We start from the raw sequence: 14,040 nt of genomic DNA, 5'->3' as shown, positions 1-14,040 counted from the left end.
GGTGCGTAATGCCACTATTTTTATATATGCTGATAAGTTAAATGCAATGGGAGTTTAAATGCTTAATTTATTTAACTTTGAACATCTTAATAAAAACAAAGACCTTCAAAGCACCCTTACTTCTATTTGGGTATGTGGTGTGATTGCTTTTAATAATTGGCTTTATATCACCCATAAACTTAACCTTAATCCTTTTTTACCCATCATAGGATATGGATTGTCTTATTATATTATTTGTGTTTTGACAAATTATTATCTTGGTAAAAAGACCTGATCGCCCAAACAATTAAAAAGGCTAAACCGCCTTGCTTATATTGTTTTGGTTCTAGAATTGATATTCTTAATTTGGTTTTTTGTGATAAGATAGGTTTTTAAGGTATTTATTTAAAATTATCCCTTAATCCCCCCAACTTACCCCAAATCGCCCCAAATATTCCTTAAAGCGCAAGGCGTGCATCACGCACTGTCTTAGGTTTATTTTCCTAAATGGTGTGTGACACACGCCTACGAATTATACTAACCGAACGATAAATTTGATACGGTTTTGTAGGGGCAAATCACATTTGCCCAATCAAGGTTTTAAACAAAAGGGCGAATATCATTCGCCCCTACAATTCAATGGTGAATTTTGTAGCAGTTTTTAAATTCGGTTGGTATAAAATAACAATTTAGTCAATGCGTTTGCCAGTTTTGTCTATATAAAAATACTCGCCATTCATTCTAACTAAGGCTTTGCCTTTTTCAAAATTATCAGGGAAATCATATTGAGCAGGGATAACTATTTTGCCTGTCTTATTTATAAAACCATATTTACCATCGCGTTTTATGTGTGCCAATCCTTCTATAAAATTTCCAGCATAATCAAATTGAAGGGGAATAATTACTTCGCCTGTTTTATCAATAAATCCCCATTTGCCATTTTGTTCTACGCTTGACAGGTTTTCTGAAAAATCGGACGCCCAGTCATAATCGGCAGGAATAACTACTACACCTGTTTTATCAATAAAGCCCCGTTTGCCATCTTGCATGATGACCGCCATATCTTCTGAAAAATCCCAAACATCATCATATTGAATGGGGATAACTGCTTTGCCTGTTTTATCAATAAACCCCCATTTGTCATTTTGTTTCACCCTTGCCAAACCTTCTGAAAAATCAAAAGAAAAGTCATATTGGATGGGGATAATAATTTTATTTGTTTCATCGACAAAACCGAATTTGCCGTTTTGTTCTACGCTCAATAAACCTTCTGAAAATCTCCCAATACCGTCATATTTAACAGGAATAACCACCTTACCTGTTTTATCAATAAAGCCATATTTGCCGTTTTTTCTAACTTCTGCCAATCCATCTGATAAACAGTGAACATCGTCATACCCTGCCACTTGCGGTATTTCGCACGCCAAAGCGGATATTGATGACAAAGATAGGGTAAGAATTAGGGGCTTTAAAAGTGATTTCATAAATAATCCTTATTTGATAAATTAACATTCATTTTATAAAAGTTTTAGGCAGATAACAAGCCATTAAATTACCCCTTTATCTCCCCCCAACTTACCCCAAACTTCCCCAAATATTTTCTTAATCTATCGCTGTCATTGGCATTTGCTTTATTTAGCCGTGAATGATTAAATAACGCCCGTCCTGCACTTGCCATATTGGGGTGGGATTGGCAAAGCGTGATGACATTTAACAGTTGCATTTTATCAAATTCATCTAAGTCTTGGGCATTGATTTTGGCAAGCAAAGCAGGATTAATACCGACATCGTCTTTTATATCATCGTCCGCCCACAATGTTTGTAAACGCCCAATTTCATCATCAACCAATATTTCATTGATTTTGCCATCATTTGCCAAAGTCGCAAGGCGTAAAATACTCGCCGACAAATCCCGAAAATTGCCCCGCCAAACCGCCCCATCGCTCATCGCAAATGCCAAATACCGCTCATACGCCACACGCCCAAACCGCACCTTTCGCCCAAGCTCAAAGCCTGCAATGTCAAGCTGGTAGGCAATGTTGGGGGCGATGTCCTCACGGCGGTCAGCCAACGCAGGCAGGGTGTATTGCCAAACATTGATACGGGCGTACAAATCTTCCCGAAACGACCCCGCCCGCACGCACGCCTTCAAATCCTTATTTGTCCCTGCAATGAGCCAAAAATCGCTGTGTACAGGCGTATCCGACCCCATCGGATAAAAGCGTTTGTCCTCCAAAGCGGTCAAAAGCATCGCCTGCTCGTCCGCCCCAAGCTCGCCAATCTCGTCCAAAAACAGCACGCCCTGATGAGCGGTCAAAAGATAGCCGTCCCGTGCCGTCATCGCCCCCGTAAACGCCCCTTTTTTTATGCCCAAACAGAGCCGAATACGCCATATCGCCCCGCAAAGTCGCACAATTAACATCCACAAACCGCCCCGCCACCAAATGCCGAGCCTTTTTAAGCTCATAAATTCGCCGTGCCAGTTGCGATTTGCCCGCCCCAGTCGCCCCCATAATCAGCATTGGCGACTTTGAGCCCATCGCCACTTGTTCAATTTGCCCGATTAGGGCGTTAAAAGTGGGGTTTTTGGTGGCAATGTCGGTTTTCAAAAACCGCACCGCATCGTCCCTAACCTTACTTAGGCGACTGGCTAGGGCATCATAACGAGCCAAATCCAAATCAATCGTCTCCACTTGGCAAGGGCTGTCTTTGGGCGGGGCGGTCTGTAAAAGTAGGCTTGGGATTTGGCGGTTTTCCACCAGCAAAAACAGGCAAATTTGAGCAACATGTGTGCCTGTGGTAATATGGGTAAAATAATTTTCTTGTTCAATATCAAAAGGATAGCTGTCCGCCCAACTTGCTAATTTTTCATAAACTTCGCCAAAATCCCACGGATTATCAAGGGGCATATCCACCAAATTGACGGTGATGTCAGGGCGAATCTCCTGAATGTCCGCCACCACTTGCAGGGCTAGGCGTTCATATTTTGGCGAAATAAACAGCTCCACACGGTCAAACGCCATTACCTGATGAACATTGACATTGGGTCGCCATTTGGTGTGCCGTCTTTGACTGTATCCATCGTCCAACACCGTACCAAGAAAGCCAAGCATTACTGATTTTTTCATTTTATGCACCTTTTTGCTTATATTTTTAGATATAAATCTATCAAATATTATAGAATTTTTCCAAAAATCTAACAAGTAAATTTTAAATTTTATCCAATCTTAAAATTTTAATTTATTAAAAATCAATATCTTAAAAACAATTTTCCCCAAAATTCCCCAAGTTGGCACAAGATTTGGATAATAAAAGTCAAACCAACCTTTATTAAAAGGAAATCCTATGCAAAAATTTATCCTAATTCGTGGTCATCAAGGGTCTGGCAAATCCACTTTTGCCGAGCAAAAAATCGCCGAATTTAAACAAGAATTTCCAAATGGCGAAATCGTCCATATTGAAAATGACAAATTATTAATTGATGAAAATGGTGTGTATCATTGGACGCCACAGCGTATTGAAAAAGCGGTGCAAATCGGTCAAACCACAATGAAAACCGCCTTTGAAACCGCCCGTGCAAACCCCAATTTGGATATATTGGTGATTAACTCCAACACCAATCAGAAATCAGGCGTTTGCATTAAACTTTTGCAATCGGCTCGCAAAAAAGGACTGGTTACGGAAATTTATCGTTTGCATAATTTTTTTGACAATGTGCATAATGTCAAACGAGCCGATGTATTATCCGCTTATGTCAAATTAAACAATAATAAACTGCGAGATGAAATTCATATTGAACCCATTTGTCCAATGAGCGATGACATTAAAGCCGATATTGAAAAAATGAGCCAATTTGATAACAAAAAAGAATTGCCCTTTGACGAAAACCGCCAAAGCTATATTAGCGATGAGTATTTACAATATGGCAAAAGAAATTTTATCATCAAACAATCCAAAACCTATCCCGAACTTTTTGTTTTAAAATACAAAAGAGAAGTATTTATTAATGATAGTTTTGATAATGCCTTACTTGAAATGCGTGGAACGGTGATTGATAAACACAATAATATCATTGTTCGCCCCTTTAAAAAAGTATTTAATTATTCAGAACGCATTGCCAAAAAATCCAAATACCCCATTAGCATAGACGATACGCATTTGGTGGACGCGGTATTAAAGGTTAATGGTTTTTTGGGCGTGTGTACTTATGTGGCACTTGATGAGACGCACCCAAGTTATCACGCTGAGTTTAATCAGCAAGTGCTGTATTCTACCACAGGGTCATTGGACAGCGATTTTGCCAAAATGAATAAGGCTCATTGTGAAAAATATGAGCCATTGTTTAAACAATATCCTAACCACACCTTTTTATTTGAAATCACCGATGAAAAAGATGTGCATATCATTAAAGAAGTGTTTGGTGAAACTTTGATTGGTATCATTGATGTGGCAAGCGGACGACAATTTGACGAAGATGAATTAAACGCCATTGCCGACACCTTTAATGCCGAACAAAATGCCATTGGTAGCGGTATTAAAATCACTCGCCCACAGATGATAACGGCAATAACTTTTGGCGAATTAAAGACCTTATTAAAAACCGTAGAACACGAAGGTTTTATGGTGTTTGATAGCCAAACAAAAGAAATGCTGTTCAAACTTAAATCTCCTTATTATTTGATTTCTAAATTTTTGGGGCGGAGCAATGCAAATAGTCTTGGGCGAAAATTAGACAAAAGACAAGTGGATGAAGAATATTATCCGTTGATTGATTATATTAAAGATAATCAAGAAAAGTTTAATCAGTTGTCAGAATTGGATAAAATTGCGTTTATCCAAGAGTTTTTAAGAAATATTTGAGGGTTTATTATGATTTATTTTACTTCCGATTGGCATTTTAGCCATAAAAATATTGTTAAATTTTGTCCAACTTTTCGTAAACCTTTTGAAAGTTTGGATAAAATGAACGATGAATTGATTGACATTTGGAATGCGACCATTAAGCCTGATGATGTGGTCTATAATCTGGGCGATGTGTCATTTAGCCACGATTTAAAAGAAATTGAAAAAGTGTTAAGCAGGTTGAATGGTAAGCACCATTTAATTTTGGGCAATCACGACAATTTAATAAAACGGCACAAAGAGCGGTTTTTAACTCAAATTAAAAATGACGGCAATCCAATGTTATCATCAATCAATGATTATTTAAAATTAACCTTAAAAGAATCAAAACATACTTTGATTTTGTCGCATTATCCCATTGACGAATGGGACGGCTGTCATAAGGGTTATTATCATTTGCACGGGCATATTCACGACCGAATGGCAAAAGTCAAAGGCAAGATTTTAAATGTTGGCTTTGATTTGCACGGTAGATTTTTGACATTGGCGGACATTGATGAATTTTTGCAAGAGTTACCCAATCTTTCACATTTTGGCGGTGATGATGAGATTGTATTAAATGCGGATGTGATGACCAATAAAGAAATCATTAGACAAGAATTGTTAAAAATAAATGGGTTGCTTTAAGTTTTTATTTGGTGTATGATATTTCAAACAAAATTGGAGAAATTTATGAAAGAACAAGACCTAATTCACACGCTTTTAACCAAAAACCCTTATTTTAATGCTTCTGGGGTTACTTCATCAGAAGCCAATTATATTTGCGAACGCATTAAAGAAAAATTAAAGCCCATTCAAGATGAAATTAATAACTTAGAAACGCATACTTCTAGCTTACAAAGTCCAAAAGGTGGTACTCGCATACGGCTTGGTTTAGAAGTACATACTTCCAACCTAGATAATGAGAGATTGGACGATTTTAAAAAAGTAGAAAATATTGATGACAAATTAAAATTGATTGGTGAATTATACGCCATTTCTGCGTTTTTGCGTACCGCCATTAAAGAGAAAGAAAAGCGTATCAATATCATCAATGATAAAATCCGTAATGTCCGCCAGCAAGAAGACGAACTTTTGGAGCGAATTGATATGGTAGCATTAGAAAAAATCCGCCGTGTAGAAATGGATGATTTTATGTTAACTCTGCCACTTGCCGATGTGATTGCCTATAAAACTGCCGAAGCAAAAGCATCGCATATTGGTAAATTCATTCATAATTTTGATGACATTCGCCATAAACTCACCAAACAAGAACGCATTAGTTTTAAAGAAGTGGGCGAGCAGGTGTTTAAAATTCATCATACGCCTTTATATGAGCTTGATGAATTGCAACAAACACAAAATTATCTTTTGGGCGAACACCGAGAGTATGAAAATACGGTGAATTTTTATAAAGCCAAATTCCGTGATTTTGAAAATGGGGCAAAAGTGCGTTATGAAGAAATGTTAAACCAATTACAAAACGAACGCAACGCCATTTTAAATGAACGAGTTAAGGCAAAAACCGAACAATTAACCGCCGTTAAAGCAGAAATTGCCAATTTTAAAATCATCATTCCCAATGAGTTTAAAGACATCATTGATGAACTTTTAAAAAAGGCATAATATTTATGTAAAAATTTTGGGTATGGGTAAATTTGACCTATAAATTTACCCATACCCAAAAACCAAAGTAGCACAAGGCAAAATTGATATGGCTAGTAGCCACCGCAGAAATGCAACTAATTGGTAATTAGTTAATTCAAATATTCGCCCTATTTTTATTCTTAATGTTTACCAATTTTGAAAAAATTGGAAAAATGTTAAGGCTTTATCTTAGACTTTGACTTTGCAAAAATAGGGGTCTTTGCTTTTGATTTTGGCGTGGTCTGCGTGCCTTGTGCTACTTTCCCTTTTTTATCTTTTATTTTCTCATCAATCACTTATCAAGCATTTTTTATAAACACCCCACAAACAACATAATCACTACAAAAATTTTGCCCTTTCAAGCAAAAATCATTTGGCAATTTGGCAAAAATGGTGTATTTTATAGCGCAATATTTGCTTACATTTAAGCGCTGATTGTGATTAATTTTTGAGCAATTTGACTGATTTTACTGCCAATACATTCCATTTTAGAATATTAAGGAAGAATCATGCAAAATTTTAGTGTCCCTGCCGACCGTCCTTGGGTAAAAACCTACGCCGATAATGGGCTTGATGTGAATGTCAAGGTGCCAGACGGTGTCAATTCACTGCTTGACAGCTTTGAGCAGAACTTTGCCAAACACGGTAATAAAGTCGCCCTAACGTGTATGGGGGCGTCCATTACTTATCGTGAGCTTGACACATACAGCCGTCAGATTGCCAGTTATTTGCAGTCGCTGGGGCTTGATAAGGGCGACAAAGTGGCGGTGATGATGCCAAATATTTTGCAGTATCCGATTGCGATGATGGGCATTATTCGGGCAGGTCTAACCCTTGTCAATGTCAATCCGCTGTACACACCGCATGAGCTAGAACATCAGCTTAATGACAGCGGGGCAAAGGCGTTGTTCATCGTGGAGAACTTTGCTCATACCTTTGAAAAGGTCAAAAACAAAGGGCAGGTTAAGCACGTCATCGTGGCGAGCATTGGCGATATGATGGGACTCAAAGGCATTTTGGTGAATTTGGTCGTCCGACATGTCAAAAAAATGGTGCCAAGTTGGAACATTCCCAATGCCGTGAGTTTTAAAGATGCCCTAACGGCAGTATCGGCAAGTCGCTATGTCCGCCCTGAGTTGTCGCTTGATGACATTGCGGTGCTACAATACACAGGTGGTACGACAGGCGTGGCAAAAGGGGCAATGCTCACGCATAAGAACCTTGTGATTAACGTTGAACAATGCATGACGTTTGTAACAAAGGTCTTTCCTGCCGATGAAGATTTGACGGGTAAATACATCACCACGGCGTTGCCTTTGTATCATATTTTCTCATTTACGGTATCCATGCTTGGTTTGAAGATGGGGTTTAGCTTGCTACTCATCACCAACGCCCGTGATTTTGATGCCTTAACCAAAGATTTTGCCAAATATCGTCCTGTGTTTTTCCCTGCGGTCAATACTTTGTTTAATGCGTTGGCTCATCATGAAGGCTTTAAAAACCTTGACCACACCAACCTACGTCTATCGCTTGGCGGGGGTATGTCGGTGTTACCAAGCACGGCAGAAGCGTGGGAGAAGCTCACGGGTACTTATATCGTTGAAGGCTATGGGCTGTCTGAGACATCGCCTGTCGCTACGCTAAATCCGCCAGGCAGTTACACCGGCAAAATTGGTATCCCATTTCCCAATACTGACATTATCCTACTGGACGATGATGGCAAAGAAGTGGCACTTGGGGAAGCAGGCGAGATTGCCATCAAAGGCCCGCAGGTCATGGCAGGCTACTACAACCGCCCCGATGAGACCGAAAAGACCATGACAAAGGACGGTTATTTTAAGACAGGCGACATTGGTGTGATGGACGAGCGGGGCTTTGTCAAAATCGTTGACCGTAAAAAGGACATGATTTTGGTGTCGGGCTTTAACGTCTATCCTAATGAAGTCGAAGAAGTCATCACTGCTCACCCCAAAGTGCTAGAATGTGGCGTGATTGGCGTGCCTGATGAGCATAGTGGCGAGCTGGTCAAAGTCTATGTCGTCAAAAAAGACGAAAGCCTAACCGACAAAGAAGTCATCGCATGGGCAAAAGAGAATCTAACAGGTTATAAACGCCCTAAATATGTTGAGTTTATTGATGAATTGCCAAAATCTAATGTGGGCAAAATCTTGCGTAAGGATTTGCGTAAATTAGAAGAAGATAAAAAGGCGTGATAAGGTAAAAACCTATAACGCTTAAAAATCCGTCCAATCTGAATATTGCCAATGGGGATATTCTGGGTTGGGCGGTTTTGTTTTGGGGCGAAAACTGTTACAATAGTCCAAATTTTACTTTATAAGGCACATCATGCGACACGACAACCGTGAATTATCCCAATTACGTCCCATCAGCTTTATCCGCAACTACACCAAACACGCCGAAGGTTCGGTACTGGTGTGCTATGGCGACACCAAAGTTCTGTGTAACGTCAGCATAGAGCAGGGCGTGCCACGTTGGTTAAAGGGGCAAAGGCAAGGCTGGCTCACCGCAGAGTACGGCATGCTCCCACGAGCCACAGGCACCCGCACCCAACGTGAAGCGACTAAGGGCAAACAGTCAGGACGCACCCAAGAGATACAGCGTCTTATCGGTCGCTCGCTCCGTGTCATGCTGGATTTGTCAAAACTGGGCGAAAACACCATTTATGTAGACTGTGATGTCATACAAGCGGACGGTGGTACACGCACGGCAAGCATTACAGGCTCGGCGGTGGCACTCATTGATGCCCTAGAGAGTCTACAACGAGACAAAAAGCTGACCACAGACCCGCTCATCGGACTGGTGGGGGCAGTGTCGGTCGGTATCAAGGACGGACGGGCGTATTTGGATTTGGATTATGGTGAAGACTCGACCTGTGATACGGATTTGAACGTGGTCATGACCCAAGCGGGCGGGTTTATCGAGATTCAGGGGACGGCAGAAGACAAGCACTTTACCCGTGATGAGGCAAATGCCATGCTTGACCTTGCCGAGTCTGGGATTAAAGAGATTTTTGAACTCCAAAAACAAGCGTTGGGCTGGTAATGCTAAAAGTCATTGATGATGGCGTGTCTATCACGCTAAATGGCACCGAGTCGAACCCTGTCTTTGTCATGGCAGGGGTGCTTGTTGTGTTGGCGATATGTGTGGCGGTGGTTGCCATGACCGCCCCTGTGCAGATTACCATTGGGGTGATGGCAGTGTTTGCGGTGCTGATTTTTGGTTTTAATATCTACAAAAACCGCCTAAAATACCAAAGCCGTATCGCCACAGGGGTGATTATCATCAAAAATCGTGCCTTTATCGCACAGGGGCAAAACGTCAAACTGAGCGAGAATGCTCGTATTGAGCTGATAAATGACACCTTAGTCATCACTGATTTGGGCAGAAGCTGGCATATCTTGGGCTTTGATAATGACAAAGAACGCCACGTCGCCAAATCAGTACTAGAAGGCAAGGCGTTGGAGAAGCGAGAGCAGGCGATACGGATTTTGTAAATTGATTTATAAATTGATAAATCAAAACCAAAAACAAAGCCCAACATCGTCGGGCTTTGTTTTTGGTGGGTGCTTTACTGTCCGCTGGCAGGAGCGGTCGTCTCGGTGCTGTTTTTTTGGTTTTCAAGCTCAGCGATTTGGGCTTCGAGTAGGGCGATTTGCTCGGCTTTGGCAGTCGTTAAATCTTCCATTAGAGTCAGCTGATCTTGGATGAGTTTTTCTTGTTCAGCGATTTGGGCATCTTTGTCTGCCAAACGGTCAATCTCTTCTTTGATGAGTGTAGGGTCGCTTGGAATCTCAGCATTTAGAATCTCATCGGGATTCACCACGGGTTTAATCTCAGGTAGCACGCTGTCACCTGCCACAGAGGTAGTTGCTGTATCACTTGCCACATCACCTTCGTTTTGCAAAGTAGGAGTTTCGGTGCTGTCAGTGGTAGGCGGGGCGGTCTCTTCGGCAGGGGCAGGCGCACTCACAGGAGTAGGGGCAGGAGCGACATCAGGGGTACTGCCTTCATCGCCACTCATTGCCATGTAGAGTGCCACGCCAATCAGGGCTAGGGCAATCACACCGCCCAAGATGAGCTTGTTGAGCTTTTTAGGGTCGCTCAGTAGCCCTGTCAAGTCGCTTTTGTCGCCACTATTTTTGGCAGGCTTTGGAGTTTTAGAGGCTTTGGGTTTAGTCATTTTTGGGGTTTTGGGCGAGCCATCTTTTTTGCCAAACAATCCTTTTTTAGCAGGCTTATCTTTGGCGACTTCGCCTTGCCCGAGACCACTGGCGACACTTGCTCCTGCGACTGCTCCTGCACCCAGTAGGGCGGTATCGACGTTGCCGTTTGCCACGTCAGTGGGGGCACTGGCTTGGTTTAGGTCATCTAGTTGATTGAAAAAATCATCTTGGGCGGTGTTATTGGTAGCGTGGGTCAAATCAATGCCAGTAGCATTATCAGTCACGGTCACATCAGATAGGGCGATGTCCACAGGCTCATTGATGGTCAAGTCAATGTCAGAGCTAGCGGTGTTGGCAGTGTTTTGGTCAAACAGCTCGTCAAATTCGGCACTTAAATCGACATCAGCGGTGGTGTCGGTGCTGGCATTGAGGTCGGCATTACCAAAATCAATGTCCAAAAATTCATCATCAAAATTAATCTCGTTCGGGTCTTTTTTCTCTGACATGGGAAACCTATCTTATTGGCTAAATGGGGCTAATGAATGGCAGGGGTGTTCATCGGGCTTTGACTGACTTTGATATAATTCGAGTCTGATGGTGCCAATGGGACGCTTGCCAACAAATATTGCTGTACTATATCAAAATTTACAAGAATTTTCAGCTTTTTACAACAAAATTAAGACAAAAAGCACAAATTTTGACTCAAATTCATGATGGGGCGACATCTGATGGCTATTTTATAAAACGCACCACGCCCACGCTCTCTGTCATCGCCCCTTCGGTGGTGGCTTGGATTTGGGGCAGGTCGTCTGCGGTGGGTCGGCGTGCTGTATGCCCACATGCCACGCACTCAATGTACTCATCAGGCTCTGGCGTGAAAATCTGCACCTGCACGGTGGTATCGGTCGCTCCGCATTGGGTGCATTTAACCCCTGCAAGAAATTGGCGTTTTGGGCGGGTGGATTGGTATCTCATGGTGTTTTTCAATAAAAATAGGGGTAGATTTTACCCCCATTTGTGCATTTGTGCAATGGTTGGTTGTTTTTCTAACATCTCTGCTGTCATCAAAACCATACTCAACTGCACTTAAATGACTGCCTGTATAAGCAGGGTATTTTTGCATTTTAAGGTAAGGAGGCAGGCTTCGTTTTGGCTTTGTATCCCAGTTGTTGTCATGGGCATAAATGTATTCTAAAAATACTCTTTGCTGTCGTATTTTTGGATACGAGCATATAGGTCTTTTTTATCTACCAGTTTTTTATAGCTCCAATCCCAAAAGGGTAGTCTGCAAAGAGGTGTTTGAGTTAAAGCATTAGCGTTTTGTACTGACAATAGTAGGACTAACAATAAGATGAGTGATTTAAACATGTTATTGACCTCTTTGAATGCTTTTGTCGTTTTGGATGATGTCTCATTGCCAGTTAAATAATGAGAGCATTTTTCCAATATAAATATTATTCATTAAGTTTTTTGTTACGCTATCTTTATACTAGTCTTTCACAATACATTATTATTATGGCAGCAAGTATATAATAGGAATATTGTTTTTTAGGCAAATTGTCATTAGAATGTCCCGTAGTATTTTTTAAGATCTTCTGGTGTGGATTTTAGTGGTGGAAAATAAATTGCCTTGATTACAGCATAATTTCTACCATATTTTTTATTTACTTCACCATGCATGATGATATTAATATTATTATGGATTACATTTGATTCAACAAAACAATTCAAGCAATCTTTTTTATCCTCATATTCTTTTAGATACTCTGTGTGTAATCTGTTAAATATCTCTCTTGCCTTTTCTTTATCATCAATACCAATGGCGATAATAGTAATGGCTTCTTCTTTTTCTTTATCAGAGATGTAATTAAACAAGGCAGGATTATTGACCATTTCTCGTCTTAATACAAAAGGATAGCCTATTCTAATAATACCTCTTTCATTTCTAACAAAATAATCTGGATCATCATCATAAAAATAATAACTTGATTTATAGTCATTAATCTTTTCTTCTCTATATCTAATAAATTTGGTATCATCATATTTTTGAATGCGATTAATTAATTCAATGGTATTAAAATACGGTTTATTAGACAAATCAGGACTTGTATAGCCGATGGTGGGCAAGCTTGATAAGACGGTTAGAAATAATAAAGTAGTAAGTTTCATTAGAATGTCCCGTAGTATTTTTTAAGATCTTCTGGTGTGGATTTTAGTGGTGGAAAATAAATACTTTCAACATAAGCATAGTCAATATCATATCTAAATATACCATTTGGCTTATCTTGTTTATTAATAACCATGCCAAACATACCAATTTCCATATCTTGATAATTATATGTTGACTCTACAGTACATCTTAAACACTCCTTTTTTTCTTGATAATTTGTTAGGTAATCTTGATAAAGTTTATCAAATATCTCTCTTGCCTTTTCTTTATCATCAATACCAATGGCTATGATGGTAATGGCTTCTTCTTTTTCTTTATCAGAGATGTAATTAAACAAGGCAGGATTATTCACCATCTCTTCTCTTTCTGAAAAAGGATAGCCTATTCTAATAATACCTCTTTCATTTCTAACAAAATAATCTGGATCATCATCATAAAAATAATAACTTGATTTATAGTCATTAATCTTTTCTTCTCTATATCTAATAAATTTGGTATCATCATATTTTTGAATGCGATTAATTAATTCAATGGTATTAAAATACGGTTTATTAGACAAATCAGGACTTGTATAGCCGATGGTGGGCAAGCTTGATAAGACGACCAAAAATAATAAAATAATAAATTTCATTAAAATGCTCCATAGTGCTTGATAAGATGATTGTCTTGGCGGATGATGTCCCATTGCCATTTGAATAATGCCCATTGCTTACCTAAATATGGACTGCTTTGACCGCCTTTTGTTTTGGTATAATCCAACAAATTGTCAGTAAGCCCCTGCCTTAAAAGAAATAAACTTGCGTCATTAAATGTGTGCTCCAGTCCCAAAGTATGCCCCAACTCATGTGCTGCTGTATGTAGCCCCTCATCATTATTGCCTTTATCATAGGTTAGGCAAAAATTACCCCAATAAGTACAACCTCCCAAGGTGCAGTCCATTGGGTTTTTCCCTATAGGCTCTGCCTCCCCATGGGTTGTTGTGATTGAATTATTGTTTTGATATGTTTTTGGGTAATCTGTAAACACAATATGGGTGGTTTGATGAAACTTTTGCTTTCTGTCGGACAGTTCGGGTATATTACTTATGATATTATAATAAAGATTTCTGGTATCCATCAAGATGCTTTGGTCGCCAACATTGACTTGGGGTGGGTATTGGGCTATACCAACCGAACCCAA

Annotated in this window: 12 protein-coding genes and 1 pseudogene; 6 read left to right on the top strand and 7 right to left on the bottom strand. The window is 40.0% G+C overall.

Annotated elements, in window-relative coordinates; translation table 11 throughout:
• Positions 1-668: 668 nt before the first annotated feature.
• Both B5J93_RS10420 and rtcR read right to left on the bottom strand, forming a co-directional pair.
• A complete protein-coding gene (locus B5J93_RS10420) occupies positions 669-1,463 on the bottom strand; it encodes a WG repeat-containing protein (protein WP_079326314.1) in 795 nt (264 codons plus the stop codon).
• Positions 1,464-1,531: 68 nt separating this feature from the next.
• Positions 1,532-3,092 (bottom strand): annotated as a pseudogene (rtcR, locus tag B5J93_RS14465) (RNA repair transcriptional activator RtcR).
• Positions 3,093-3,324: 232 nt separating this feature from the next.
• Between rtcR and B5J93_RS10410 the strand changes: the two are divergent.
• The 6 genes from B5J93_RS10410 (at position 3,325) to B5J93_RS10385 (ending at position 10,022) form a co-directional block, all read left to right on the top strand.
• Positions 3,325-4,839 carry an RNA ligase gene (locus tag B5J93_RS10410; protein WP_079326313.1) on the top strand — a complete coding sequence of 505 codons (1,515 nt, stop codon included), beginning with the start codon at positions 3,325-3,327 and terminating at the stop codon, positions 4,837-4,839.
• Between the two features lie 9 nt (positions 4,840-4,848).
• Complete coding sequence (locus B5J93_RS10405; RefSeq protein ID WP_079326312.1) at positions 4,849-5,508, top strand: metallophosphoesterase; 660 nt, start codon at positions 4,849-4,851, stop codon at positions 5,506-5,508.
• 45 nt (positions 5,509-5,553) lie between these two features.
• Positions 5,554-6,486 carry a hypothetical protein gene (locus B5J93_RS10400; RefSeq protein ID WP_079326311.1) on the top strand — a complete coding sequence of 311 codons (933 nt, stop codon included), beginning with the start codon at positions 5,554-5,556 and terminating at the stop codon, positions 6,484-6,486.
• A 530-nt stretch (positions 6,487-7,016) separates the two neighbouring features.
• Complete coding sequence (locus tag B5J93_RS10395; protein ID WP_079326310.1) at positions 7,017-8,720, top strand: AMP-binding protein; 1,704 nt, start codon at positions 7,017-7,019, stop codon at positions 8,718-8,720.
• A 133-nt stretch (positions 8,721-8,853) separates the two neighbouring features.
• On the top strand, positions 8,854-9,570 hold the full coding sequence (gene rph / locus B5J93_RS10390) for a ribonuclease PH (RefSeq protein ID WP_079326309.1): 717 nt from the start codon (positions 8,854-8,856) through the stop codon (positions 9,568-9,570).
• Positions 9,570-10,022: a hypothetical protein gene (locus tag B5J93_RS10385; protein ID WP_079326308.1), complete on the top strand. Its 453-nt coding sequence runs from the start codon at positions 9,570-9,572 to the stop codon at positions 10,020-10,022. Before rph ends, B5J93_RS10385 begins: the two co-directional genes overlap by 1 nt.
• A 74-nt stretch (positions 10,023-10,096) precedes the next feature.
• Here the strand turns inward: B5J93_RS10385 and B5J93_RS10380 are convergent, their stop codons facing one another.
• From B5J93_RS10380 to B5J93_RS13585, 5 genes are all read right to left on the bottom strand, one after another.
• Positions 10,097-11,197, bottom strand: a complete 1,101-nt coding sequence (locus B5J93_RS10380; RefSeq protein WP_079326307.1) for a flagellar basal body-associated FliL family protein — start codon at positions 11,195-11,197, stop codon at positions 10,097-10,099.
• Between the two features lie 226 nt (positions 11,198-11,423).
• On the bottom strand, positions 11,424-11,666 hold the full coding sequence (locus B5J93_RS10375; RefSeq protein ID WP_079326306.1) for a YheV family putative metal-binding protein: 243 nt from the start codon (positions 11,664-11,666) through the stop codon (positions 11,424-11,426).
• 588 nt (positions 11,667-12,254) lie between these two features.
• Positions 12,255-12,860 carry a hypothetical protein gene (locus B5J93_RS10370; protein WP_079326305.1) on the bottom strand — a complete coding sequence of 202 codons (606 nt, stop codon included), beginning with the start codon at positions 12,858-12,860 and terminating at the stop codon, positions 12,255-12,257.
• Positions 12,860-13,567 (bottom strand): hypothetical protein, encoded by a 708-nt coding sequence (locus tag B5J93_RS10365; protein ID WP_143823533.1) that lies wholly within the window; start codon positions 13,565-13,567, stop codon positions 12,860-12,862. The genes B5J93_RS10370 and B5J93_RS10365 overlap by 1 nt, the downstream gene beginning before the upstream one ends.
• Complete coding sequence (locus tag B5J93_RS13585) at positions 13,492-13,800, bottom strand: M43 family zinc metalloprotease (RefSeq protein WP_158080734.1); 309 nt, start codon at positions 13,798-13,800, stop codon at positions 13,492-13,494. Before B5J93_RS13585 ends, B5J93_RS10365 begins: the two co-directional genes overlap by 76 nt.
• Between the last annotated feature and the right edge of the window lie 240 nt (positions 13,801-14,040).

The organism is Moraxella equi (genome assembly GCF_002027555.1).
In the GTDB taxonomy this organism is placed as follows: domain Bacteria; phylum Pseudomonadota; class Gammaproteobacteria; order Pseudomonadales; family Moraxellaceae; genus Moraxella; species Moraxella equi.
This window is presented reverse-complemented; position numbering and strand designations above follow the sequence as displayed.